27 protein-coding genes are annotated in these 26,642 nt (G+C 40.0%); 23 read left to right on the top strand and 4 right to left on the bottom strand.

What is annotated here, in order from left to right:
• Positions 1-52 precede the first annotated feature (52 nt).
• Genes V6670_RS09160 through V6670_RS09170 form a run of 3 tightly spaced genes read left to right on the top strand, consistent with a single transcriptional unit; the run spans position 53 to position 3,964 of the window.
• On the top strand, positions 53-1,321 hold the full coding sequence (locus tag V6670_RS09160) for a cytosine permease (RefSeq protein ID WP_338653769.1): 1,269 nt from the start codon (positions 53-55) through the stop codon (positions 1,319-1,321).
• Positions 1,318-2,421, top strand: a complete 1,104-nt coding sequence (locus V6670_RS09165) for a DUF917 domain-containing protein (protein ID WP_338653770.1) — start codon at positions 1,318-1,320, stop codon at positions 2,419-2,421. The genes V6670_RS09160 and V6670_RS09165 overlap by 4 nt, the downstream gene beginning before the upstream one ends.
• Complete coding sequence (locus V6670_RS09170; protein ID WP_338653772.1) at positions 2,414-3,964, top strand: hydantoinase/oxoprolinase family protein; 1,551 nt, start codon at positions 2,414-2,416, stop codon at positions 3,962-3,964. The genes V6670_RS09165 and V6670_RS09170 overlap by 8 nt, the downstream gene beginning before the upstream one ends.
• A 17-nt stretch (positions 3,965-3,981) precedes the next feature.
• Here V6670_RS09170 and V6670_RS09175 read toward each other — a convergent pair whose 3' ends face one another.
• Together V6670_RS09175 and V6670_RS09180 are read right to left on the bottom strand one after the other, a co-directional pair.
• Entirely contained in the window at positions 3,982-4,647 is a 666-nt protein-coding gene (locus V6670_RS09175; protein ID WP_338654552.1) for an HAD family hydrolase, read from the bottom strand.
• Between the two features lie 30 nt (positions 4,648-4,677).
• The gene (locus V6670_RS09180; protein ID WP_338653773.1) at positions 4,678-4,899 is read right to left on the bottom strand and encodes a cyclase; all 222 of its coding nucleotides are present in this window, start codon (positions 4,897-4,899) and stop codon (positions 4,678-4,680) included.
• A gap of 291 nt (positions 4,900-5,190) precedes the next feature.
• Between V6670_RS09180 and V6670_RS09185 the strand changes: the two genes are divergently transcribed.
• The 11 genes from V6670_RS09185 (at position 5,191) to ptsP (ending at position 15,911) form a co-directional block, all read left to right on the top strand.
• A complete protein-coding gene (locus V6670_RS09185; RefSeq protein ID WP_338653774.1) occupies positions 5,191-5,967 on the top strand; it encodes a hypothetical protein in 777 nt (258 codons plus the stop codon).
• Positions 5,964-6,320, top strand: a complete 357-nt coding sequence (locus V6670_RS09190; protein WP_036117195.1) for a GntR family transcriptional regulator — start codon at positions 5,964-5,966, stop codon at positions 6,318-6,320. Before V6670_RS09185 ends, V6670_RS09190 begins: the two co-directional genes overlap by 4 nt.
• A gap of 10 nt (positions 6,321-6,330) precedes the next feature.
• On the top strand, positions 6,331-7,023 hold the full coding sequence (locus V6670_RS09195; RefSeq protein WP_338653775.1) for an ABC transporter ATP-binding protein: 693 nt from the start codon (positions 6,331-6,333) through the stop codon (positions 7,021-7,023).
• Positions 7,024-7,211: 188 nt separating this feature from the next.
• A complete protein-coding gene (locus tag V6670_RS09200) occupies positions 7,212-8,132 on the top strand; it encodes an ABC transporter ATP-binding protein (RefSeq protein WP_338653776.1) in 921 nt (306 codons plus the stop codon).
• Entirely contained in the window at positions 8,110-9,051 is a 942-nt protein-coding gene (locus V6670_RS09205; RefSeq protein WP_141903115.1) for an ABC transporter permease, read from the top strand. The genes V6670_RS09200 and V6670_RS09205 overlap by 23 nt, the downstream gene beginning before the upstream one ends.
• Positions 9,052-9,228: 177 nt before the next feature.
• A complete protein-coding gene (nagE, locus tag V6670_RS09210) occupies positions 9,229-11,175 on the top strand; it encodes an N-acetylglucosamine-specific PTS transporter subunit IIBC (RefSeq protein WP_338653778.1) in 1,947 nt (648 codons plus the stop codon).
• A gap of 100 nt (positions 11,176-11,275) precedes the next feature.
• Entirely contained in the window at positions 11,276-12,427 is a 1,152-nt protein-coding gene (gene nagA, locus V6670_RS09215; protein WP_338653779.1) for an N-acetylglucosamine-6-phosphate deacetylase, read from the top strand.
• 72 nt (positions 12,428-12,499) lie between these two features.
• Positions 12,500-13,210 carry an SIS domain-containing protein gene (locus tag V6670_RS09220; RefSeq protein WP_338653780.1) on the top strand — a complete coding sequence of 237 codons (711 nt, stop codon included), beginning with the start codon at positions 12,500-12,502 and terminating at the stop codon, positions 13,208-13,210.
• A gap of 24 nt (positions 13,211-13,234) precedes the next feature.
• Positions 13,235-13,936, top strand: coding sequence for a glucosamine-6-phosphate deaminase (locus tag V6670_RS09225; protein ID WP_338653781.1), 702 nt, complete (start codon positions 13,235-13,237; stop codon positions 13,934-13,936).
• Positions 13,936-14,202, top strand: coding sequence for an HPr family phosphocarrier protein (locus V6670_RS09230; RefSeq protein ID WP_036117208.1), 267 nt, complete (start codon positions 13,936-13,938; stop codon positions 14,200-14,202). Before V6670_RS09225 ends, V6670_RS09230 begins: the two co-directional genes overlap by 1 nt.
• A complete protein-coding gene (ptsP, locus tag V6670_RS09235) occupies positions 14,199-15,911 on the top strand; it encodes a phosphoenolpyruvate--protein phosphotransferase (RefSeq protein ID WP_338653783.1) in 1,713 nt (570 codons plus the stop codon). The genes V6670_RS09230 and ptsP overlap by 4 nt, the downstream gene beginning before the upstream one ends.
• A gap of 341 nt (positions 15,912-16,252) precedes the next feature.
• On the opposite strand, the gene V6670_RS09240 is transcribed toward ptsP, so the two are convergent.
• The gene (locus tag V6670_RS09240; protein WP_338653785.1) at positions 16,253-17,020 is read right to left on the bottom strand and encodes a sporulation protein; all 768 of its coding nucleotides are present in this window, start codon (positions 17,018-17,020) and stop codon (positions 16,253-16,255) included.
• A 230-nt stretch (positions 17,021-17,250) separates the two neighbouring features.
• On the opposite strand from V6670_RS09240, the gene V6670_RS09245 reads away from it, so the two are divergent.
• Together V6670_RS09245 and V6670_RS09250 are read left to right on the top strand one after the other, a co-directional pair.
• Positions 17,251-17,985, top strand: coding sequence for a sulfite exporter TauE/SafE family protein (locus tag V6670_RS09245; RefSeq protein WP_338653787.1), 735 nt, complete (start codon positions 17,251-17,253; stop codon positions 17,983-17,985).
• A 257-nt stretch (positions 17,986-18,242) separates the two neighbouring features.
• Entirely contained in the window at positions 18,243-18,623 is a 381-nt protein-coding gene (locus V6670_RS09250) for a PH domain-containing protein (RefSeq protein ID WP_338653789.1), read from the top strand.
• 100 nt (positions 18,624-18,723) lie between these two features.
• Here the strand turns inward: V6670_RS09250 and nhaC are convergent, their stop codons facing one another.
• On the bottom strand, positions 18,724-20,106 hold the full coding sequence (nhaC, locus tag V6670_RS09255) for a Na+/H+ antiporter NhaC (RefSeq protein WP_036117219.1): 1,383 nt from the start codon (positions 20,104-20,106) through the stop codon (positions 18,724-18,726).
• A gap of 528 nt (positions 20,107-20,634) precedes the next feature.
• On the opposite strand from nhaC, the gene V6670_RS09260 reads away from it, so the two are divergent.
• From V6670_RS09260 to V6670_RS09290, 7 genes are all read left to right on the top strand, one after another.
• Complete coding sequence (locus V6670_RS09260) at positions 20,635-21,255, top strand: DUF47 family protein (RefSeq protein WP_004229078.1); 621 nt, start codon at positions 20,635-20,637, stop codon at positions 21,253-21,255.
• Between the two features lie 15 nt (positions 21,256-21,270).
• Positions 21,271-22,287, top strand: coding sequence for an inorganic phosphate transporter (locus tag V6670_RS09265; protein ID WP_141903124.1), 1,017 nt, complete (start codon positions 21,271-21,273; stop codon positions 22,285-22,287).
• Between the two features lie 55 nt (positions 22,288-22,342).
• Positions 22,343-22,870, top strand: coding sequence for a hypothetical protein (locus tag V6670_RS09270; RefSeq protein WP_338653796.1), 528 nt, complete (start codon positions 22,343-22,345; stop codon positions 22,868-22,870).
• A 125-nt stretch (positions 22,871-22,995) separates the two neighbouring features.
• Positions 22,996-23,694, top strand: a complete 699-nt coding sequence (locus V6670_RS09275; RefSeq protein ID WP_338653798.1) for a response regulator transcription factor — start codon at positions 22,996-22,998, stop codon at positions 23,692-23,694.
• Positions 23,691-25,142, top strand: a complete 1,452-nt coding sequence (locus V6670_RS09280) for a HAMP domain-containing sensor histidine kinase (protein ID WP_338653799.1) — start codon at positions 23,691-23,693, stop codon at positions 25,140-25,142. The genes V6670_RS09275 and V6670_RS09280 overlap by 4 nt, the downstream gene beginning before the upstream one ends.
• Positions 25,139-26,209: an outer membrane lipoprotein-sorting protein gene (locus V6670_RS09285; protein ID WP_338653800.1), complete on the top strand. Its 1,071-nt coding sequence runs from the start codon at positions 25,139-25,141 to the stop codon at positions 26,207-26,209. The genes V6670_RS09280 and V6670_RS09285 overlap by 4 nt, the downstream gene beginning before the upstream one ends.
• 9 nt (positions 26,210-26,218) lie before the next feature.
• Complete coding sequence (locus V6670_RS09290; protein WP_036117260.1) at positions 26,219-26,440, top strand: hypothetical protein; 222 nt, start codon at positions 26,219-26,221, stop codon at positions 26,438-26,440.
• Positions 26,441-26,642 lie beyond the last annotated feature (202 nt).

Here is a 26,642-nt window from a genome sequence, read left to right on the forward strand (position 1 = left end):
CTTTTATAATGAAGAACATTAACCAATCAAGCAATAACAAGGAGGGAGTCATATGCAAAACGAAAACAAAGGTCAATCATGGTATAGCTTAGGCATTATTTGGGCGGGTGCCATGATTTGTATTCCCAGTTTACTAGTAGGTAACGCACTCATAACAAATATGAGTCTATCAAAGGCACTTGCTGTCGCTTTTGTAGGCTACGCGATTGTCGTATTCATTATGATTTTACAAGGAATGCAAAGCAGTGATTTAGGAAAACCAACTGTTCATGTGGCAGGGCAAGTGTTTGGTAAAAAAGGCTCTCGTACTATTTTGTCCATTATTTTAGCCATTGCTTGCTTAGGCTGGTTTGGTATTCAGGCCAATGTTTGTGGCGTTGCCTTAGCGAATTTACTAGCAATCTATCATTTGAATATACCTATTCCGCTTGCTTCATTGATAAGTGGTATGGTGATGGTCGTATCCGCTCTTTATGGAATGAAAGTGTTACGTGTATTAAGCTATATCGCCGTACCATTACTTGTCATCATTTGCCTATACGGTTTAGGGCAAACATTAACGGGCGATCAGCTACAGCTTATTCGAGACTATCAGCCACAGGGGAATATGAACTTTATGGATGGTTTAGCTGTAACGATTGGATCTTTTGCTTTAGGGGCTGTCATAGCGGGAGATTATTCGCAATTTTCCAAAAAACGTTCAGATGTAGTCAAGGCCGCTGCATTGGGCATTATTCCAGCTGGCGTACTAATGATTGCAGTAGGAGCCATCTTAACGATTGCCTATCAAACAAGTGATATTACAGCTGTCTTTCTGCATATCGCAACACCGTTTATTGGCGGGGTTGGCTTGATTTTAGCGACATGGAAAACGAATTTGGTCAATGCCATTTCTGGTGGTATCGCTTTAATTAATGTATTCGATGTGGCCAAAAACAAAGAGCGCTTAGCGATTGGGGTTGCAGGAACAATTGGCACAATTTTAGCAGTAGTTGGGATATTAAATTATTTTACACCCATTATGTCGATCTTATCGGCCATGATTCCACCTGTTGCAGGGGTGATGATTGCCTCATATTGGGTGATTCATAAAGGCAAAGCAGCTAGCTGGCATGAGGTGGAAGGGGTCAATCGATTAGGCGTATTTTCTTGGCTAGTAGGGGCTATGATTGCCTGTATGCCAGTGGTATTCTCTTTATTCCCTGGGTTGCCATCACTGCCAAATCAACCGATGATTGGCATTATTATTTCATTCGTTATTTATTATATTGGGTATCGTCTATCCATACAAAAAACGGTCATACTGGAGGAACATAGATGAGATATTTAGATCAAGCAGCTATTGAACATATTGCCATTGGTGCAGCATTTCTAGGAACAGGTGGAGGCGGAGATCCATACATTGGGAAACTTATGGCGCTTTCTGCCATCGAAAAAAATGGACCTGTGAAGTTGTATTCGGTGGATGAAATTGGAGATGATGACTTTTTCATTCCAGCAGCGATGATGGGTGCACCTTCCGTGTTAGTAGAGAAATTTCCACGTGGGGATGAATTTGTCAAGGTATTCCAAAAGCTTGCTCAATATTTAGGGAAAGAAAAAATTGCAGGCACCTATCCAATGGAAGCAGGCGGCGTCAATTCGATGATTCCGATTGTAGTAGCTGCACAGCTTGGATTACCGCTGATTGATTGTGACGGGATGGGTCGTGCATTCCCGGAATTACAAATGGTGACCTTTAACCTAGATGGAATTTCGGCAACCCCAATGGCGATTACAGATGAAAAAGGGAATATTGGTATTTTTGAAACGATTGATAATAAATGGACGGAGCGTCTCGCACGAACTGCAACGGTAGAGATGGGCGCAAGTTCTCTAGTGAGCCTGTATCCTACGACCGGTGCACAAATTAAGAAAAGTGGTGTGCATCATATTGTGACGCTTTCTGAAAAAATCGGTGAAATTATTGCCTCTAAAGATCAAGAGGTGAACGATAAGCTAGAAAATCTTTTAACGCTTGTAGGGGGCTATGAGCTATTCCAAGGAAAAATAGTAGATGTTATTCGTGAAACAAAAGGTGGCTTTAATCTAGGTAAAATGAATCTTGAAGGGATTGATTCCTATAAAAACGATCAAATGAAGGTTCATTTCCAAAATGAAAACTTATTAGCAGAGAAAAACGAGCAGGTTGTTGCGATGACGCCAGACTTAATTTGTTTGGTGGATTATGAAACATTATTGCCTGTTACAACAGAAAGCTTAAAATATGGTAAACGTGTGCGTGTGATTGGCTTACCAGCACATGAAAAGTGGCGTACAGCAAAAGGCATTGAAACAGCAGGACCAAGATACTTTGGCTATGATTATGATTACATGCCAATTGAGGAAATGGTGAAAAAGGAGGTAGCAGAACATGTATAAAATTGGAATTGATGTAGGCGGAACAAATACGGATGCCATCCTTTTAGACCATAATAGTCAACTTATTTACAGTGTGAAATCACCAACAAGCTTAGATATTAAAACGGGTATTGAAAAGTCCTTGCAACAATTACTCAAGGGTGCAAATATTGATAAAGCAAAAATAACACATGCAATGTTAGGGACAACCCAATGTACAAATGCCATTGTTGAACGTAAAAAGCTAGCAAAAGTCGGTGTTATTCGGTTAGGCTATCCAGCAACGACATCAGTACTTCCTTATACAGCTTGGCCAGCGGATATGATTGATCAATTGTCGGGTCATTATGCGATTGCACATGGTGGCTATGAATACGATGGTCAATTATTAAGTGCTCTTAATCAAGAAGAAATTAAAAAACTATTAGAGGAATGGCACGACCAAGTAGAATCGATTGCAATTGTTGGTGTCTTTTCTTCTATTAAAAACGATCAAGAATTACAGGTTCGTGAATGGATTCAAGAGGTCTATGGCGAGAAATTTCCTATTTCTTGCTCATCATTAATTGGTTCTGTCGGGCTAATTGAACGTGAAAATGCAACGATTCTAAATGCGGCATTATGTAAGGTCATTGAGACAACAACAGAGGGCTTTGTCCAGGCGCTTCAAACGGAAGGTATTTTTAATGTAGACGTTTATTTATGTCAGAATGACGGTACGTTAATGTCCATCGATTATGCAAAACAATTCCCAATTTTAACGATTGCCTGTGGGCCAACAAACAGTATTCGTGGAGCTTCGTATTTATCCCAAATTCAAAATACAATGGTGCTAGACGTTGGGGGAACGACTTCAGATATAGGCGTATTACAGGATGGATTCCCACGAGAATCTTCAGTTGCTGTGGAAGTAGGAGACATTCGGACAAACTTTAGGATGCCAGATATTATTTCAGTTGGTCTTGGCGGTGGTAGTATTGTTCGTGTGAACGGTGACAAAATTACAGTTGGACCAGATAGTGTAGGCTATCAAATTAGTGAGGAGGCACTTGTCTTTGGTGGCTCGACTTTAACAACAACGGATATCGCTGTCCGTCTAGGCTTAGCAGAAGTAGGCGACCCCACTTTAGTCACACATATAGATGAAGCATTTGCCAAAGCCGTTCAACAAGAAATTTCTTCCTTACTGGAGCAGGCCATTGATAAGATGAAAACCTCCTCAGAGGATGTGTCACTGGTCTTAGTAGGCGGTGGGGGGATTATCGTGCCAGAGCAGATTCGAGGCGTTTCCACTATTGTGAAAAATGAATATGGTGGTGTGGCGAATGCCATCGGTGCCTCTATTGCGCAAATTAGTGGTCAATATGAGCAAATTTATATTTATGCCAAGGAACCTCGCGAGGAATCATTAAAGGATGCCCAAAGTAAAGCGGTGAAACAAGCAGTATTAGCAGGAGCCATTAAGGAGACAATTGAGCTGGTAGAAGTAGAAGAAACACCACTAGCATATCATCCAGAAAATGCAACAAGATTAAAGGTAAAAGTAGTAGGGAAAATGGTCTAACACATAAAGGAAGAGTCCTAGTCAAACAGGGCTCTTCCTTTTGCTAATGGATCAAACGAATGAATCTCTGCATAGGGTCTGATGTCAGTATCATTTTTGCGCCTATATGGATTGAACCATATACCCTTGATCTTTGCATGCTGACAGCCGCCGATATCCTTTTCTAAGTCATCTCCAACGAATAATGCATCTTCTGGTTGCACTTGAAGCTTGTTTAAGGCAAGTTCAAAAATGCGCTTGTCAGGCTTGCTGTAGCCCACTTCCTCAGAAATAATGAGGAGATCGAAACAGCTAGTTAAATGAGTGTGCATGATTTTTGCTTTTTGTCTCTGAGCCGACCCGTTTGTGATAATGCCAACGTGTACATGCTTCTTGATAGAATTGATAATATTCAACGTATTTTGATTGATAGAAAAGCAACAAGGAAACTGTCGATTCCAAAAGTCTTGTATATCATGTCGAGGCATTCGATTGTTTGGTGGGAATTCATCAAAAAATGACGTTAAAATGTTCGTTTTATCAGGATGGCCATAGTCTCTTTTATCGTATTCTTTGAATTTTTTCAGCATATCCACTTTTACAGAATGCTGAATATCCTTATAAAACCTTTCTAAAATAATGAGAAAAAGGTTATCGACGGCCTGATTTCGATTCAGTAATGTGTCGTCTAAATCAAAAAGTATCGCTTTCAACTAACTTCATATCCTTTCTTATTACTCATTAAGAGTGCTTCGCTTATGCTTTTCAGTAATAATTTTCTTATTGAGGATTTGCACCTTACCTACCATAAGTAAGCGCATATCTTCCACAATATACTTTGCTAGCTCTTCGTCCGATATATCATCTCCATTAAGATCAAGACGGAATTCCTGCCCTTGTATGCCACCTCCATTTGTAAACTCAATTTCAAAGTCAAAGACAACTCTTTTCTCCATTCAAATACCACCTTACCTCTTAGAATGCTATCAATATATTCTGTTTTTCACATACGAATACCTTCTTTCGAGAAGCAGCGTTTAGAAAAGAAGTGTTTCTGCATGCACAAATGAGCCCCGTTTATTCAATTAACTATTTATTCATATTGCAAAAGAATAAAGGAATGGAAGGCTTTTTAAAAGGACAGGCCTAAAGAAAAAGTTTTTTCCTTTTTCTTGTATTTGCCACTTGAAAATTAAAAAGTCATAGTGTACTATTTGACTAGTACACTATGACATGAGGTGTTGAGGGTGAAAAGTTTTGCAGGGCTTTTAAAAAAAGAATGGGTACTTTACCGATCATGGTTTCTAGTGGGGATATTTATTGGTCTCATGTTATCTTGGATCGTTCCCTATGTATTACATCAATATGTTGATCTCTTTGCGCATGAGAATCAACTAGCATTTGCCTTTACGATGCTTGTCCTTGTTCTAGGCGGATTTTATTCTGTCTTACAATTTTTAGCGACGCTGCGTTTGGATATTAAAGCAAAGGAGAGCTGGTTACATTCAACAAGCTCTATCACGAAGCTTATCGGTGCAAAGTTGGTATGCTCGTTAATAGGCTATGTCTTCTTCAATACACTTTTTACGAGTATAGCCATCTACAATATCAAAGATGAACTGATTGCAAGTACTGGACAAATTTTATTGACTTTGGTATTAGTTGTTATTGTGTTAATGATTTTCCAATTAATGCTATTTATCCTTCTTTTATTCTTTTTAGCTTTTTATTTGCAGTTGAAGCGCGTAATAGGTCGTTTTTCGATTGTGCTGACAATGGCTGCATTTTATTTAACGACAGCTGGTTGGGTGCGTGTGACGGAAAGTGAGCTGTATCAAACGATCTTCCTCCGTGGAGAAGTTTCACTTCGCCATATCGAACAGTACTTACCAAAAGGGAAAGAGATGACAATGGAATGGATGCTAGGTTCGTTTTATGTTGTCGAAGAAGTGGCAATGACGTTATTCATGCTACTGCTCTTTTTAGCAGCATCTAAATGGCTTGAAAAGGTGGTATTACGATGACAATGGATTTTTCTCGTGATAAACCGATTTATAGCCAGCTTGTCGATCGAATTTGTGGGGACATTTTGAAGGGAAAGTTACGGCTGGGAGATCGACTGCCGTCCGTTCGAGAATATGCAGTTGAAACAGGTGTGAATGTCAATACGGTGCAACGTGTCTATAAGGAGTTAGAGGCGATGAAGATAACGGAAACCAAACGAGGCCAGGGTACATTTATTACAAGCAATGAGGAACGCATTGAATTATTACGAGAAGAAATGAAAAATCAGCTAGCTGAAAACTTTTTAACATCGATTGAGGCATTAGGCTTTTCAAAGGAAGAAATGCTTGATGTTTTGAAAAATAAAGCGTGAGGTGAAGGGTATGTTAGAGCTATCAAATGTGTCTTTTCAATATAAGAAACAGCCGATTTTACAGGATATATCCTTTTCCTTCCCGATTGGACAAATCATTGGGCTTGTAGGGGAAAATGGAAGTGGTAAATCTACGCTAATGAAAGTATTAGCGGGTTTATTAAGACCTTCTGCTGGTAAAGTCACACTGAATGGCAAGCCTGTCACACGTAGAAGTGCGGATCAAATTGCTTATTTACCCGATACGGATTTGTTTTTTGAGTATTATACGGGCGAACAGCTATTCCAGTATTATGCCTCTCAATTTGAAGATTTTTCCTATGATAAGGCCTGTATCGTCGCACAATTTTTACAGGTGGATAAAAATACGAAGCTACGTCAATTATCAAAGGGTAATCGTGGTCGGATGAAAATGGCTGCTACGCTTGGTCGAGAGGTTCCTTTTTATGTCATGGATGAGCCATTTGCTGGGCTTGATCCCATTGTGAGAGAACAGTTGATTAAGGGCTTAATTCAATTTACAGATATCGAAAATCAAACGATTTTGCTATCAACACATGAATTATATGAGGTAGAACCTATTTTAGATCAAATTATTTTATTGCAGGCGGGGACCATCACGGCTTATGAAGAAGTCGAAACCTTACGCGATGTGGCAAATAAGGACGCAGTCGAGTGGATGAAGGGATTTTATCGTCTTTGAGTACAAGATACCAACCTCTCAAAGTGAAGAAAGGATCGTCAGTAAGCATTTTAGCAGTGTTGCTTCAATAGCATCTACTGATTGAGGATATAGCCGCGGGCAGATGTCATGGATTTTGATTGTGTAAGGACAATCAAAATCTGGACGCCATTATGCCAAGGCGAAATCGATAAGAAAGGGTGAAAAAAATGACAGAACCAATTGTACAATTGCAAAATTTATCGAAAACAATTCGAGGCAAGCAATTAATTCAACAGTTAAACATTGATTTATATCCAGGGCAGATTACAGGATTTTTAGGACCGAATGGAGCGGGGAAAACAACGACCATACGAATGATGACCGGGCTGATGCATCCAACAGAGGGCAATGTCATTATTGATGGGCTTTCCCTACAAGAGCATTATGAGGAAGCCATTAGTAAGGTTGGCGTAATTGTCGAAAATCCAGAGATGTATAAATTTATGTCAGGCTATAAAAATTTACTCCATTTTGCACGTATGCATAAAAACGTGACGAAAGAACGAATTCAAGAGGTCGTTCAACAGGTTGGTCTTGAAAATCGTATACATGAAAAGGTTTCTACGTATTCACTAGGTATGCGCCAACGATTAGGATTAGCGCAGGCGCTGCTACATCGACCAAAGTTTTTAATTTTAGATGAACCAACAAATGGCTTAGACCCTGCTGGTATTCGTGAGTTCCGTATGTACCTGCGCAAGATTGCTTCGGAAGATGGCGTATCCGTTTTTGTATCGAGTCATTTATTATCTGAAATTGAGTTAATGTGTGATCGCGTGGCAGTGATCCAAAATGGGCAACTCATTGACCTCCGTGATATTCACAATGAAAGCTCATCCTTTTATTATGTGGAGGCACAGCCAAAAGAACAGCTGTCTGCTCATTTTGAACAGCATGATTACCATTTCGTTGCTGAAAATGAAGGCTATGTAGTGGAAATGAAGAAAGAGGATGTTCCTGCATTGACGTCACAATTAGTGCAAGCGGGTATGCAACTATTTGCTGTACAGCCACATCAAAAAACATTAGAGGATCAATTCTTAGAAATGACTGGAGGCGGACAAATTGCTGAAGCTAATTCAAAATGAGTGGATGAAATTATGGCATAAAAAAGGAACCTGGGCAATGGTGGCGATGCTCATTCTTGTTATTCTTGTTCCTGGTGCTATCATGAAATATTATGAAGTAAAATCAACAGATGAAGGCTCCTGGCAGGAGCTGGAGCAGCAAGCAATCCAAGCGAACAAGGAGATGCTTGCAAGTGATGATTTAATGGAGGAAGATAAGGCCCGTTATGAAGAGCAAATCGCTATTTCTGAATATCGTTTAGCCAATGATGCGCCTAGTCAAAAGGATAATAGTCTTGCGAGCTTTATGTCCTTTACAAGTGGTATGCTCACACTTGTTACTTTATTTACGGTCATTACAGCGGCTAGTATTGTGTCGAGCGAATTTTCAACGGGTACGATTAAAATGCTGTTAACACGTCCGATGTCTCGTGCGAAAGTGTTAACGTCCAAACTACTGTCAACCTTCCTATTTGGTTTATTCTTATATGCTGTGAATGTGGTGGTAAGTGCTCTTGTGGGCTTGGTCTTGTTTGGTATGGGAACAGGTGTCGAATTAGAAATCGTCAATGGTGTAGTAGTTGAAAAGGCTGTATGGGGGGATTTAGCGTATCATTATCTACTTTCTAGTGGTGATTTTGTTATGTCTACATTATTTGCCTTTTTAGTAGGTTCGGTGTTCCGTTCAAGCTCATTAGCGATTGGTTTAACGATGTTCCTCTCCTTTACAGGTGGCATGATTGTTATGTTCTTGAGTAGATACGACATTGTCAAATACATTTGGCTCACGCATTCAGATTTAACACAGTATGAACATGGTGGTGGCTCCATGATCGCGGATGTTACGATGCCTTTCTCTTTAACTGTGCTTGCTGTTTATGCATTCTTGTTCCTTGTGATTAGTTATACAACCTTTATGAAACGTGATATAACTGCATAATCTAAAATAAGAACTGTGCCCTAATTGAATTAGGGTGCGGTTTTTTTATTGGGCAACACGAAATATTAAAAAAGTATTTATTTTTTTTTGAATTGCGCCTATAATAATAGCAACTTAGTGAAAACGCTTTTTTTTTACTAAAGTGGTCTAGACAACTATACCAAAGGGGGATAAATAATGTTTGCTTTCTTACAAAAAATCGGTAAGTCTCTCATGTTTCCAATCGCTACATTACCAGCAGCAGCATTACTATTGCGTTTAGGTTCAGGGGATATGCTTGGAGCCGTACCGAATGAAGCAATCCAGTACATTGCTAGTATTATGGCCGCTTCGGGCAATGCTATACTCGGCAATTTACCAATCATTTTTGCGATTGGGATTGCGATGGGATTTGCACATGATAGCAGTGGGGGCGCAGCACTTGCAGGTGCGATTGCTCATCTTGTATTAGTGGCCGTTTTAGGAACTGTTAATGAAGAATTAGATATGGGTGTGTTTGGTGGTATTATTGCCGGTATTACGGCAGGCTTATTATATAACAAATATTATAATGTGAAATTTCCAGAATGGTTATCATTCTTTGGCGGACGGCGCTTTGTACCGATTATTACGTCCATTACCATGGCGATTTTAGCTAGTATTTTAGCGATTGTGTGGGGACCAATTCAAGGTGGTATTGATTCTGTCGGCAATTGGATGATTGGCGCAGGATCACTTGGTGTTGGAATGTATGGTTTCTTCAACCGTCTATTAATTCCAGTTGGTTTACACCATGTAATTAACACGGTCATTTGGTTTGATTTTGGTGAATTTACGAATGCTGCGGGCGAAGTGGTGAAAGGGGACATCCACCGTTTCTTAGCGGGAGATCCATCAGCTGGACATTTCCAAGCTGGTTTCTTCCCAATCATGATGTTTGGGTTACCAGCAGCATGTTTGGCGATGTACTTTGCAGCGAAAAAAGAAAAACGTCCTGTCGTTGGTGGGATGTTCTTTTCCATCGCTTTGACAGCTTTTTTAACAGGTGTTACAGAACCGATTGAGTTTTCATTTATGTTCTTATCACCAGTTCTATATGGTATTCATGCTGTACTAACAGGTATAGCACTCGCTGTGGCCTATATCGTTGGATTCCGTGATGGCTTTGGATTCTCGGCAGGTTTAATTGACTATTTGTTAAACTTAGGTCTAGCAGATAAACCATTGCTCTTACTGCCTTTAGGCTTAGGCTTTGGTGCGATTTACTTTGTTGTATTCTATTTCTTAATCAAAAAATTAGACTTAAAAACACCTGGACGTGAAGACGACGAGGAAGAGGATGGAGAAGCAAATGCTGCCATTTCTGACGATGTTGATTTACGTGCCTACTATACAATTGAAGCATTAGGTGGAAAAGAAAATATTCAGCAAGTGGATTACTGTACAACTCGCTTACGACTGTCTGTACAGGATGCCAATGTTGTAGATGAAAAAACATTGAAGCAAACAGGTGCACGAGGGGTAATGCGCATTAGTAAAACGAATGTTCAAGTGATTATTGGTACATCTGTTGAGTTTTTAGCAGAGGCCATCAAAGATCGTTTGAAAAAAGGCAATCCAGCACCTACAAATACACAAGTGCCAACAGCACAGCCTGTAGTGCAAGAAGCAGTCAAAAATGAAACAATGAACTTCCATGATTTTGAAATGCCCATGACAGGTGATTTATTGCCATTATCAGAAGTGCCAGATGAGGCATTTTCGGCAGGGTTGATGGGTCCTGGGTTTGGTATTCGTCCAATGGATGGCACAGTTTATGCACCGTTTGACGGTGAAGTGGTGATGATTTTCCCAACGAAGCATGCGATTGGCTTGAAATCAGATGCAGGTCTGGAAGTATTAATTCATGTTGGTTTAGATACAGTCAAACTTGATGGTAAAGGCTTTGACCTGTTCGTCACGGATGGTCAAAAAATTCAGCGTGGAGATATGCTTTTAAAGGCAGATATCAATCAGATTAAAGACCAAGTACCTTCCGTGATCACACCAGTTGTTTTCACAAGTTTAATGGGTCAAGAGATTACACTCGGAAAATCTGGCTACCAACGAGCGGGCTCTACCAATATTATTACAATGAAAAAGTAACAACAAATAGGGCTGTTTGCAAAAGCTACACATAGGCAATAGGAAATTGCAAATGGACGCCTTTTCAACAGCCCTTGTTCAAGAAGAGGAGATGTTTTTCTTGAGTTTATTAATTCGGAACATCACAGTGGTCAACGCAAATGGTCGAGATGAGCAAGTGGATGTGTGGATGAAGGATGGCAAAATTGCACAAATTGCTACACAGCTCAATGTCAATCATGTGGAACAGCTAGATGGTTCAGGGAAATTTTTATTACCTGGATTTATTGATATGCATATTCATGGGTCTGCTCAAATGGATACAATGGATGCCTCAGATGAGGGACTTCATATAATGGCACAATCGTTACTAAAAGAAGGTACAACAAGCTTTTTAGCAACAACTATGACACAAAGCTATGACAAAATTGAGCGGGCCATTGCCAATGTGGCACAGTTCCAGCCACAGTCAGACGAGGCGGAAATATTGGGACTTCATATTGAAGGACCATTTGTTTCGAAAGAGCGGGCGGGAGCACAACCGCTTGACTATATTGTCCCGCTTGATAGGGCTATATGGACAAAATGGCAGGAATTGAGTGGCCATAAAATTAAGCAAATTACGCTAGCACCAGAAGAACCGAATGGCATGGAGGCAGTGCAAAGTATTTCTGCAAGCGGTGTCATCGTATCGATTGGTCATTCAGATGCAACATTTGAGCAAATGCAAGAAGCGGTTCAATTAGGTGCTTCACAGGGGACACATTTATACAATCAAATGCGTCCATTCCATCATCGTGACCCAGGTGTCGTTGGTGGCGTCTTGTTGCTCGATGCCGTCAAGGCTGAGCTCATTGTTGATTTTATTCATATGCATGAAGGGGCAGTGGAAATGGCCTATCGGTTAAAGGGAGCAGACGGTCTTATATTAATTACCGATGCGATGCGCGCAAAGGGTATGCCATATGGTGAGTATGATTTAGGCGGCCAAATAGTTCATGTGACTGAAGCGGGCGCTCATTTATCAAACGGTTCTTTAGCGGGTAGTATTTTAAAAATGGATCAAGCTATACGAAATATGCGTCATATTACGAAATGTACAATGGAGGAGCTTGTGAAAATGTCAAGCTTCAATGCTGCTCAGCAATTGAAATTAACCAATAAAGGGCAGCTTGTGCAAGGCTATGATGCAGATGCTGTGATTATGGATGAACATTTAAAGCTTTATCAAACAATTAAGGCAGGCAAGGTCTTATATGATGCCATGCAATAGGCAATGACCGTTAACGTCAGAAGGCATGCGAACATCTAGCATGGAACGATCGAAATGAAAAGGTGATAGAACATGAATACCTATTTTCAACAAGTCAATCGATATTTAACAATGGTGGCACAGCAGGAAAGTGAACAAATTAGACATGTTGCCCAGCAAATTGTTAAACGTCTCACAAGGGGAGGCATTATCCAGCTGTTCGGTTCTGGTCATTCCATGTTATTAGCACAGGAATGCTATTACAGAGCGGGTGGCTTAGTGCCTGTTAAACCGATACACATTGAATCGTTAATGCTGCATCAGGGTGCACGGCAATCCTCGCAAAATGAAAAAAAACAGGCATTTTTAGCCTCATACAAGGATCAGCTACAGTTTGATGACCACGATGTTTGTATCATCATTTCGACATCTGCCAATAATCCAGCACCAATTGATATGGCTATCTACGCTAAGGAAGCGGGTGCTTTAACCATATCTCTGCAATCACTGGAGTATCAGCAACAGCCATCACGACATTCATCGGGCAAGCGTTTAGAGCATGTGGTTGATGAAGTATTGAATACGCATGTTCCATTAGGGGATGGGGTATTAACTGTTGATCAGTTGCAATATGCACCTGTGTCCACCGTCTTAGGTGCGACATTATTAAATGCTTTATGCGCACAAATTATTGAGCTAATGCATGAACAGGGCACAAATATACCAGTGTTTGGTAGTAATAATCTAGGTGAAAATAATAACGATGCGCTCATTGATCAATATGGTCAGCGTATTCATTTTTAAGGCACGAATGAAGGAGGATGAACGGTGAGATTAAAAAGATTTTCCTCAATTGATGATTTATATGCACAAGCCGTGACAACAATCGTTGAAGCTAAAAATAATGGGGCGACAACTTTCGGATTGGCTACTGGTGGAACAATGGAACCGTTATATGCTAAAATCTGCAAAACAGATCTCGATTTTTCACATTGCATTAGCTTTAATTTAGATGAATATGTGGGGCTTGAGGCAACTCACGAGCAAAGCTATGCCTATTATATGAACAAACATTTATTTCAGCAAAAACCCTTTCGAGCATCCTATTTGCCGAATGGTCTAGCAGCCAATCCTTTAGAGGAGGTAGCTCGCTATGAAGCCTTACTGCAACAGCATCCCTTAGACTTCCAATTGCTTGGGATCGGTCAAAATGGTCATATCGGCTTTAATGAACCAGGCACGTCATTTGCTTCTTTGACACATCTTGTCACATTGGAAGAATCTACTCGCCAAGCCAATGCTCGCTTTTTTTCATCCATTGATGAGGTGCCGACACAGGCATACACGATGGGGATTCAATCAATTATGCGTGCAAAGTGCATTTTGTTAATCGCAGTGGGAGAAACTAAGCGTGAGGTTTTAGAGCGCGTGCTGGCATCTGATTATACAGAAGATGTTCCAGCAAGTGTGTTGTCCAAACACCCAAACGTTATCATTTTAACAGACTTACAAGAAGAGGAGAATATATAATGAAAACACAACAATTTACAGTAGTCGATCCTTTAGGAATTCATGCACGTCCAGCAAGCCAACTTGTGGCAAAAGCAACACCATTTACTTCATCAATTGAAGTGCGTACAGAAGAAAAAGCAGCTAATTTAAAATCCATTTTAGGTGTGATGGGATTAGCCTTGAAGCAAGGCTCACAATTTACACTTGTTGTAGATGGGGAAGATGAAGAGCAAGCATTAACAGCTTTAACGACACTCATAACAGAAATGGGGCTTGCACAATGACACAACTCACTGGTATTGCCGCTTCAGACGGCATTGCCATTGCCAAAGCATATCGTTTTGTCCAACCAGATTTAACATTCACGAAAACAACGGTTCAAGATATCGAGGCTGAGCAACAACGTTTAGCAGCCGCTCTTGCCAAAGCAGAGCAAGAGCTGGTGGTCATTCAACAGCAAACATTGAAAAAATTTAGTGCTGAAGAGGCTGCGATTTTTGAGGCGCATTTATTAGTGGTGAATGATCCAGAATTAATTGGGCCGATCAATCAAAAAATTGCAGATGAGGCGGTTAACGCAGAGTATGCCTTACATGAAGTATCGTCTATGTTTGTGGCATTATTTGAAGGTATGGATAACGAATACATGAGTGAGCGTGCATCCGATATTAAAGATGTGACAAACCGCATATTAGCACATTTGCTCGATGTACATATGCCAAATCCAAGCAGTATTAACGAACAGGTGATTATTGTTGCGAATGATTTGACCCCTTCAGAGACAGCCCAATTAGACCGTAATTATGTCCTTGGTTTTATTACGGATATCGGTGGTCGTACATCCCATTCAGCCATCATGGCACGCTCGTTAGAAATTCCAGCAGTCGTAGGGGCAGGGACGGCAACGACAACGATTCAAGATGGCGATTGGTTAATCGTCGATGGTTTATCTGGTCAAGTGCTTGTAAATCCAACAGCAGATGTCATTGCTAATTATCAAGAAAAGGCACAACATTATCGTACACAGCAGGCGGAGTGGTCCACTTTAGTAAACGAGCAGACTGTGTCCAAGGATGGCGTACATGTTGAACTAGCTGCGAATATTGGATCACCAAGTGATTTGGACGGTGTGCTGCGTCATGGTGCTGAAGGAATTGGCCTGTATCGTACAGAGTTTTTATATATGGGTCGAGAAAACTTGCCATCAGAGGAAGAACAATTCACCGCATACAAAACAGTCATTGAAGGAATGAAGGGTAAGCCAGTAGTTATTCGAACACTGGATATCGGTGGTGACAAACACTTACCATATTTGCCGTTGCAAGAAGAAATGAACCCATTTCTTGGTCATCGTGCCATTCGTCTATGCTTAGAGCAACAAGAGCTATTCCGTACACAATTACGCGCTTTATTACGCGCTTCGGTATATGGTAATTTAAAAATTATGTTCCCAATGATTGCGACCATCCAAGAATTTCGGGAGGCAAAAGCCATTTTGCTGGAAGAAAAAGAAAAGCTTATAGCGGCAGGTATTGCTGTAAGCTCAGACATGGAAATCGGAATGATGGTTGAAATTCCAGCCACAGCCGTAATGGCAGACATCTTTGCGAAAGAAGTGGATTTCTTCTCCATTGGTACCAATGATTTAATTCAATATACAATGGCTGCGGATCGTATGAATGAAAAGGTTTCTTATTTATATCAACCGTATAACCCAGCCATTTTACGCTTAATTCAAATGGTTATCGAAGCTGCCCATAAAGAACAAAAATGGGTAGGGATGTGTGGTGAAATGGCAGGCGATGAGTTTGCTGTTCCACTATTGCTAGGCTTAGGCTTAGATGAATTCTCCATGAGTGCTACATCTATTTTAAAAACACGCTCCTTGCTGAAGCAATTATCTGCCACAGAAATGCAAGCTTTAGCAGCACAAGCCCTCCAATTAGCAACAGCCGAGGAAGTGCTGGAAAAAGTAAAGCTGGCTGTGAAATAAGATAGACAAAAACCCATCTACCTATACACAATTATGGTAGATGGGTTTATGTTGTTAAAAAAATAACGTTAAAAACCATTATAGCAAGGCTAGCGGTTGATTTCCGTTCCACCAGCGTCCTTTCCAGTGAGCACGTAGAAGTTATATTACACTCTAATCAACCATGCTACCAAAATGACTCATACGATAGCTTATTATTTCTAAAAGGTATAAATGTCGAGAAAGGATTAGACATAACATCAATAAAATAAGTAGTTTTTTACCTTTCACAATAGTTCTATTCTAAATAGAATTTAAATAAAAAGTAGCTGAAGATAAGCTTCAACTACTTTTTCTGAGAGTTATGCGTGCTTTGAAATAATTTGCTGTAACTTAGCTTGGAGAACAGGTAGGTCATGCATCGTAATCGTTGTTCTGACATAGCGTTCATCCATATCTAATGCCTCTGCAAAAAAGCTACCAATGCCTCTTACCTTGCGATCAATTTGCATTAAAATTTCCGCTGAATGATTAGACTGGGAGAGGAAAACGATTTCCAGCTCATCTAAATGCCCTCTATATTGTCCAGTTGGTACAAATTCAAATTCCTGTACAAATGGATAGTAGCCACGGAAGCGGGAAGGGGCTTGTTCGCATTCAGCTTCCCGTAAACGGAAACCTAGGCCTTGAATTGTATCCAGTATATGGCCTGCAAGCATTGTTGGCTCCACACGAATATAATCCTTATCACTTGGATCGACAGCATTTTTAATATCGAGTCCCGTTTGAATCCAGACTTGTGTTTTACCAGCACTAATCGGTGTTTCAAATGGCAGTGTTATCGAAATAGGAAAGGCCTTTTCTTCACCAGCCGCCAGTGTGAAAGGCTCTGTTACTTTGACTTTTTGTAGAGCAGCAACCTCTGTATGTTTATGATCATTGGACTCGCGAATATAGGTCGTATTAACTGACAGATAAATAGCATCAACTTGTTGGTCAACTTGACCGCCACGCACGATGATTTCCCCCTGCATAACCTCTCCAGCGCGATAAGCATCCTTTGCCAATCTTGTATCCACCGTTGCTGCACCTATTCCAAAACTTGCTAATGCTTTATGAAAAAAAGACATCTTTCATTCCTCCTACTGACATGGTTAGCTATACATACGCTCGTGTTGAAAAAAGGTTTCAAGACTGGCAAATTTTTCGCTATACTAGTTGGAAAATGAAATTTTTAAATGCGTGTTGTTTTTGTAAGAATACTAAGGTAAGTAATGGTTTCTGCACCGATTATTCATATTTAGCTTTTATACTAAATGAATGTAGGTCTTCCTAATGATGAAAGATAGAGGGTGTTGAAATGTATAGTGTGATGTCCACCATTAGTCAGTTTATTAGTGAGCCAATTACGCAATTATTACATGGCTATGAGCATTCTGCATGGATGATGGCCGTTCTGCTTGGCTTGATAGGTGCACTTGCTCCATGTCAAATAACAGGGAATATGAGTGCCATTACGTTTTATGGCAGTCGAACGCTTCATAGGAGCAGTATTTGGCAGGAGATTATGTTTTTTATGATGGGCAAAGTGGTTGTTTTTAGTGGGCTTGGACTGCTAGCTTGGCTGTTGGGTCAATCGTTTGAAACGAAGATGACGCTATATTTTCCAATCTTTCGTCAGGCGATCGGACCAATGCTGCTATTAACAGGATTCGTGCTAATCGGTTTAGTGAAATTCACCTTTCTGCAACGCTTGTCATCGAAATTACCAGCTATAGTAAAAGAAGGGAAATTGGGTGCCTTTTTGATGGGTGCTAGTTTTTCGATTGCCTTTTGTCCGACCATGTTTGTCTTGTTCTTTGTGTGGCTCATGCCCATTGTAGCAAGCACTTCCTATGGCTTCATCCTACCAAGTATTTTTGGCGTGGCAACGGCTGTACCGCTTATAATCATGCTCCTCTTGCTATATGTTTTTAATGCCAAACGTCTTATTGTACGGACAAGCATGAAGATGGGGAGAAGTATGCAAATGATTGCTGGTTTATTATTACTATTAGTCGGCATGATAGACACGATTACATATTGGGGATTATAAGGATAAAGAGAACATAGTCGAGTGTTTTTGCTTGGAAACAATAAGGTAAATCGACTGTGCCAAAGTGACATCTTAAATATACTCGATTTTTGCAGAGCTAGATTTTCGATTAAACACATACCCAATTTGGCAACGAAATTTAGTTTTTTACCATATCATGTCATCATCTTTGCGTATGCAGATGCTGGCAATATACCGATTAGTCTCTTCATGGTAATTACTAATAAGATGGTTGAGTGAAAGGGGGATGAATGGTTATGGTATATCCTGCAAAAGTAAACAAGGTTCCGGTTATATTGAGCTTCTTAATGGTGTGGCTCATGGTGGCTATGGCACTGTGGCCCTTCGCAACATTCTTAATGGTCATGATCATGTCGGTATGTTTTATTCTTTCAGCAAGCGTCGTCTGGTGGTACGCCACATCTATTCACTTTGTTTTTGATGAAGAATATCTATTAGTGAAAAGTGGTCCATTTAAAAGTAAAATTCCGTACCAAGGCATCACAAAGATTGCTCCTACAACTGCCCAATTTACGGGTTATCAGATTTCTACAGCTGATAAGGGGTTAGAACTTTTCTATAAAACCCCAGCTCAAGTGAGTTTAAAGATGTTGCCACAGGATAAATGGGCATTTTAACAAAGCGATGTCCCCATGTACAGATTCCACAAGCCCAACATTTCAAGTAATGCTAGATAAGTTAAAAAAGGTAGCTGATGTGTTGATCAGCTACCTTTTGTTATTGATCAAGCTTTGTTAACGTTTTGCCGCTCCAACCAAAAATAATCGTTAGAATGGGACCTAGTAAGCAGAAGAAGGTGAAGGGTAGATAATCCAGTGTGGAGATACCGAGGACACTTGTGATGAAAATACCACAAACACTCCAAGGGACTAGCGGATTGACGACCGTACCAGCATCCTCCATAACGCGAGAAAGGTTTTTCGGCGCAAGACCTACCTTGGCAAATTGCGCTTTAAAGGCTTCACCAGTTAACAGAATGGATAAATACTGCTCACCGATTAATGTATTGACACCAATGCCCGTAATCGCAGCACCTGTTATAACGGAGCCAGCACTTTTAAATAAGCTTTCAACTTTCCCTAAAATACTTTGAATAATGCCGAGTGTAAATAGTAATCCACCCATTGTTAAAGCAAGTAAGACAAGCGCGATTGTAAAGAGCATACTATTCATGCCACCACGCGTTAGCAAGGCATCTACTTCCTCATTACCAGTTTGAGAGACATAGCCATCAAAGAGAATTTTGAAAACATCTGCAGCTGGTAACGGGTCAAGCATATAGGAAAGACCTACACCGATAATGGATACGACTGCCAAAGTAATGACAGCAGGTGCTTTATAAAATGTCATGATTACAAGAACAACAATTGGCAATAATGTATACCAATGAATCAATCCTGTCGACAGTAATCCGTCTTTAAATTGCTCCACAGTCTCAAACGATGTTGAAGCACCAGATGGCGATAAAATAGCGTACAGCACAAAGGAAATGATGAAAGCAGGAATAGTGGTCCAACCCATATTTTTAATATGCTCAAAAAGATCTACACCAACCGTACCTGAAGCAAGATTGGTTGTATCCGATAAAGGAGACATTTTATCACCAAAGAAGGCACCAGAAACAATCGCTCCAGCCGTGATCGTTAATGAAATGTCCATCGCACCAGCAATGCCCATAAATGCCACACCAACTGTTGCCACCGTTGTTAACGAGCTTCCAACAGAGATGCCGACGATGCTACATATAAGGAAAACAATCGCAAAGAAAAAGTTCGGTGAAACGGTTAAAAAACCATAGTAGATGAGCGTTGGGATCGTTCCACCCATAATCCAGCTCGAAATTAAAATACCAATGAAGAAGAAAATAAAAACGGCACCAAGTCCAGCACTAGCACCAGCAATCATACCGCCTTCCAGGTCACGAAAGGATACTTTCTTCCATAACCCATAAGCCAGCAAAATGGCAATCACTAAAAAAATCGGGATGTGGGGTGCTGCTTTTAAATAGCCAATACTATAAGCCATTGTGATAATAATTAACAGTATAATAAAGAATGCCTCTATAAATCGAGGGTTACTCTTTGCTTCTATTCGAAACATGTGAATCCTCCTAATACGAATAAATACTTCTGCGCTTCAATGCGGTGAAGCCCAAAAGTATTATAGCACGCTAATATTATTTGTCAATTGACTGAAAACAGAAGGTCCACATGTTTTCATGCATTTATTGTATAAGCAGCTCTAAGGACGAGCATAACAAGAAGGAATACGTTTGTGCGTACGATAAAATACAAAAAATAACAATGAAATTCCAGCATTTTCATGTAAATTTCCTTTACAATTCCTTAACATTTCACATCATAAATAAATAAGCGGAAAAAAGTTTATTTCAAGTATTTTTATAAAAATAACAGAAAAAATGGTTATATTTAAAGAAAAAACGGTGATTTTTAATATTTGATTTCCAACGTTTGCAACTTGAAAAACAGCTTAAAAATAAATGTGGCAAAATTTATATTACATTTTTGTAAAATCAACATCTTCATGTTTAAAATTTTGTTGAATTGTGTAAATGTTTTGTTATGATGATTCAGAAATCGACAATATTTATTTCACAGGAGGAACAGGATGTTCAACTCAAATAAGCAAGATCCATTTTTTCAGTCATTACTAAAAATCGCAAAAAACGTGAATGAAGGTATTTATTATGCACATAATGCTCGCATTCAAGATATAGATGCGTTAAAAGAAATTGCCGATACAATGAAGCAATATGAAACAAGTGGCGATAAACTAATTCATGAACTTATTGTGATGCTAAATAAATCCTTTATGACGCCTATCGAGCGTGAGGATATTTTAGCATTAGCGAATAAGCTAGATGATGTGATTGACGGAATGGAGGGCTGTATTGCTCACTTCAATATGTACAACTTAACGGAAGTGACTGAGCCAATGCGCCAATTCCTCACATATATTGCAAAAAGCACAGATGAAATGGTACAAGCCATGGAACTGTTAAATAGTAAAAAGCTTGTAGAAATGCGTAAACATGCTATTCAAATTAAAGATAATGAACGTGAATGTGATGAAATTTTCCGTTCTTCCATGAAGCAGTTATTTATCCAGGAAAAAGATCCAATGCGTCTGATTGTTTTCAAGGATATTTATGAGCAATTTGAAGATATTGCCGATAGCTGTCAAACAGTAGCTAATACAATTGAAACAATAATTATGCGTAATGCGTAAGATGGAGTGTACGAAATGGATACGATATTATTAATCACCATACTAGTCGTTATTTTCGCACTTGTGTTCGATTTTATTAACGGCTTCCATGATACAGCAAATGCCATTGCCACTTCTGTATCAACCCGTGCCTTAAAGCCACGTACTGCGGTTTACATGGCAGCGGTAATGAACTTCGTTGGAGCCATTACCTTCGTTGGGGTAGCGAAAGCATTAACAAAGGATATTGTGGACCCGTTTACTTTAAATGCCTATGATGGCGATATTACAGGTTCTGTAGTGATTTTAGCAGCTTTATTATCTGCCATCACATGGAACTTGTTAACATGGTACTTTGGGATTCCATCCAGCTCTTCTCATACATTAATTGGTTCTGTTGCAGGCGCAGCCATTGCCGCTGCAGGATTTGATATTTTGAACTATGCTGGGTTTATTAAAATTCTTCAAGCACTTATTTTTTCACCATTGCTAGCATTCGCAGCTGGTTTCCTAATGATGACAATATTGAAGATTATCTTCAAAGACATGAATTTATATCGCACAAATAAAGGCTTCCGTACCATGCAAATTGGGACAGCTGCCTTACAATCTTTTACACACGGAACAAATGATGCTCAAAAAGCGATGGGGATTATTACACTAGCTCTAATCGCGGGCGGCCTACACCATGGGGACGATATCCCATTCTGGGTACGTTTTGCAGCAGCAACAGCGATGGGTCTTGGTACATCTGTAGGTGGCTATAAAATCATCAAAACAGTTGGTGGTAAGATTATGAAAATCCGCCCAGTAAATGGAGTAGCGGCAGATTTAGCTTCTGCTTCTATCATCTTTGGTGCGACGTTGATCCACTTACCAGTATCTACAACACATGTTATTTCTTCATCCATCATGGGTGTAGGAACAGCGCACCGCGTCAAAGGCGTTAAATGGGGCATGGCACGCAAAATCGTCACAACTTGGGTCATCACAATGCCAATCTCAGCCGTTATGGCAGCCTTGATTTACTATATTTTAAGTTTATTTTTCTAGTACGATAAGAGGAATGCACAGCAATTGTGCATTCTTTTTTTATGTGCGTAGATAAGTGGAGGATAGCAAGAGCAGGAAACAGGATAAAGGAGAAGAAGTGGATAGCAAGAGCAAAGTGGAGGATAGAACGAAGAAAGCGGTGGAAAGAACGCTTAAAGTGAAGGATAGCGAGAGAAGAATGAAGGATAGAGAAGAGGAAGTGGATAGGAAGAGCAAAGTGAAGGATAGAACGAAGAAAGCGGTGGAAAGAACGCTTAAAGTGAAGGATAGCGAGAGAAGAAAGCAGGATAGAGGAGAAGAAGCGGATAGGAAGAGCAAAGTGGAGGATAAAACGAAGAAAGCGGTGGAAAGAACGCTCAAAGTGGAGGATAGCGAGAGAAGAAAGCAGGATAGAGAAGAGGAAGTGGATAGGAAGAGCAAAGTGGAGGATAAAACGAAGAAAGCGGTGGAAAGAACGCTCAAAGTGGAGGATAGCGAGAGAAGAAAGCAGGATAGAGAAGAAGAAGTGGATAGGAAGAGCAAAGTGGTGGATAAAACGAGAAAAGCGGTGGATACAACGCACAAAGTAAAGGTTACAACCTAGTAGAATGCTGGGAACACTCCTACTTGTGCGAGGAGCGGATTCCCTCTAAGGTTAATTATAAAGAAAGTATAAACTTCGGAGAAAATCACTTTTTCCATAGTAAGGTGGAGACAGGAGGAGAACGAATGAAGGAAAAGTTACTACTGATTGAGGATGATGTCGCTATTGGTCGGATTGTCAAAGAGACGCTAGAGCAGGAGGGGTATGGTGTGGCGTGGGCGACTACGGGCCTTGAAGGGTTAGCAGATTTTCAGGCAGATTCCTTCGATTTAGTGTTGGTTGATTGGATGCTGCCAGAGATGGATGGGCTTGCGGTTTGTCAGAATATACGCTGGGAAAGTGATGTGCCCATCATCATGATGAGTGCTCGTAAGGAAGAAGCGGATAAGGTGGAGGGCTTGCAAGGGGCAGATGATTATATTGCAAAGCCGTTTAGTTTAGAGGAGTTGAAGGCACGTGTGGCTTCCCATCTTAGGCGCTGGAAACGTTATAACAAGCTAGAGGAAGTAGAAGATCGGACTGCCTATGCCTTTGGATTAATGATTGATTGGCAACGAGCGATAGTGAGTGTTAATCAGCAAGAGCTAGCGCTAACCCAAAAAGAATTTGCTCTTTTCAGGCTACTTGCTAAAAATCCCAGTAAAACCTTTACAAAAGAGGAATTGTATCAGCATATTTGGCAGCAGGCGAGTATAGAGGACACACATACGGTCACAGTACATATCAAGGCATTGCGTGAAAAGCTAAATGATTCTGTGAAAAGCCCCCATTTTATTCAAACTGTATGGGGCAAGGGATACCGTTTTATAGGTGAACCATTATGAAAATTAAAACATGGTTACTCCTTACATTTTTTCTTGTCATGGTGTTACCGATTGCAGGAGCATATAGCCTTTATGTGTGGATAAATGCTTATTATCAAGATAAAAATGTTGCGGAATACTTTGATAAGTGGACTGAGCTGAATCAAATAAAAGCAACCATTGACAATCCAGCGCTCTATCAAAAAAACGCGGATTTACAAGATTTAGAAGAGCTGACAAATGAGCAGCTAGGGATTACCCTTTATACAAAATCTGGCTTTATTTTATATTCCTCCAATCCTTTGTTATCAGGCTATGTTGGAAAAGAGCGCATGTTTAAAGGATTATTTGATTTACAACAAACATACAACGCTTTTACCTATAAGGAGCCTGTCTATCAACAGGGTGATTTATTGGGTGTCTATGAAATTCAATTAGTTAGGGCAGATTGGGTAAAGGGTGTTGAAAATCGTTCATGGCTTGTTATAACAGGTTCCATTCTACTATTCCTTGCCATCTATTTAGCTGTCCTGTTCGTGCTTAATCGTAGACTAAATCGACCATTAAAAGAGCTGATGCAGCAAATGCGCATTTTTGCAAAAGGTAGCCATGTGGAAACAAATCTTAGCGCAAGGAAAGATGAAATTGGAGAATTAGCTCAATCATTTGTGGCCATGCAGAATGAAATTGAAAAGACAAGAGCTTCCTTAAAAGAGGAGCAGCTACAAAAAGAGTTGATGATTGCAAGTATTTCCCATGATTTAAAAACGCCCCTGACTGCCATTCAAGCCTATGCAGAATCCTTACAAAGCAGGGGGCTTACAGAACAGCAACAAGAGGAATATCAGCAGGTCATCGTAACGAAGGCTGATCGGATGAAGCATATGCTAGAGGATTTACTCATGTATACATTGCTCCAATCAACGAATTATGAATTAGAGCTGGTTGCTGTTGAAGCTGCAGAATTTTTTGAGATGGCATTGTCTGACTACGAACCATTATGTGAGGAACAAGGATTTACTTTAAACGTTTTCTGCGATGTAGATGGGCTATATGCGGTTCACCCGAAACAATTACAGCGCGTGATTGATAATTTAATGAGCAATGCATGGCGCTATGGAGATATCGGTACATCTATTGGCTTAGCGGCCGTCAATGCTGGGGGTTATCCAGTATGGAGTTTTGATTTCCTGAAGCCAACCTTGAACAAGCAAGAAGGTGTATATATCATTGTGCAAAATAATGGTCAAGGCATTTTGAAGGAGGACATCACAAAATTATTCGAGCCCATGTATCAAGCAGATCGTGCAAGAACGAAGGCTGGAGAACGAGGGACAGGTCTAGGTTTAAATATTACAAAACAAATTATCGAAAAACATGGTGGTACAGTAGAGCTGTTTTCGCAGGAGAACATCGGAACAGCTGTAGTATGCTGGCTACCACCTTATAAAGGAGCAAATCAAAAATGAAATGGAAAAAAACATGCCGAGCAGCGGGCTTAATCGCTGTGATGACATTTAGCTTAGTGGGCTGTAATACGGAGGCATCGTATTCACCACAGGAAATTATTGACCAAGCACTACAAGAATCCAAGGAACCACTAACTTATTATGGCGAATACACGTTAGATATGGGAGAGCTTGGTGGTAAAGCCCAAGTGAAAGAGTGGGTCAAGGATGGCAATAGACGTATGGAGATGACCGGTGACAATGGTGAACACGTCATCTCAGTCATGACTGATTCACAAGTGATAAGCTATGATGTTGCTGAAAATACAGCCTATAAAATGGCCTTTCCACAAGGTGGACTAGATGGGCTTCAATCACCTAGAGATCAAGTACAGCTTATTTTTAATTTAATCAAGGATACACATGAGATTAAGATCGCAGGTGAGGAAAAGGTAGCTGGTAGAGACACGTATAAAATTGTAGCCAAAACGAAAAAAAGCGAATCGTTATTTGGGGATATCGAAGTATGGATTGATAAGAAAACATGGCTGACATTAAAAACGAAGACAGATAATGCAGGAAATCAAATGATCACGGAATTTACAAAGATGGAGGAGGGTAAAAAAATAGATGATCAACAATTTACACTAGATCTACCTAAGGATGTAACGATTGAAGAAATTAGTGGAGAGGATACTTCAGAATCTGTTTCGTTAGCAGTTGCCAAAGAAAAACTAGGAGCTTTTTTAGTAGTCCCACAAGAAAATGATCTTACGCTAGACAAGATTTCTATGGCTAAAGGATTAGAAGATCGGCCTGAGTATTCGTTTGACTATGGATTAGATGGGCAGCCAGCATTTTTTGTTACTATTTTCAAGGCAGATCCGAGTTTGGCAGAAATTGAGCCAATATTAAATGAAAAAGAGATGGTTATTCGAGGGCAAAAAGGAACTGTTATGGATGATGAAAATTTCCGTTCCATTTCTTGGCAGGAAAATGGCTATCAATACAATATCGTTGGGGAAAATCCAGAGTTAACGCTTGAGGATCTTTTAAGCTTTGTGCAACAAATGACACTTGTTCAATGAGGTGATGCTATGAAAAGAGCAGAAGGGCTGAAATGTCTTGCATTGTTTTTATTTACCACTATTTTCTTATATGGAGTAGGGGAAACCTATGGAGTATCTTGGCTACAATTTCACTTTTTAGGTCAGTATGATGATGCAGGTTTTTATTTTAGTTTTACATCCCTGATTCCCATCGTGATTGGCCTATTTATGGTAGGGCTTTATGAATCCATCTTAAAACGTTTCATCTAATTATAGAACAGTGGTAGGATCACAGATGGATGATCCTGCCTTTTTATGGTTTAATTTAAAAAAGGAGGTTTTTGACGATGTCTACATTTATAGTTGGTGCACTCCAACAATTGACCTCACCTCTGTTGATAGTTGTATGCTTTTATTTTACATTAACTTATTTTCATCATCTAAAGATAGGTGATGACAGGGGCATCAAGAA

The sequence above is a fragment of the Lysinibacillus sp. Y5S-8 genome, assembly GCF_036894365.1.
GTDB lineage: Bacteria > Bacillota > Bacilli > Bacillales_A > Planococcaceae > Lysinibacillus > Lysinibacillus fusiformis_D.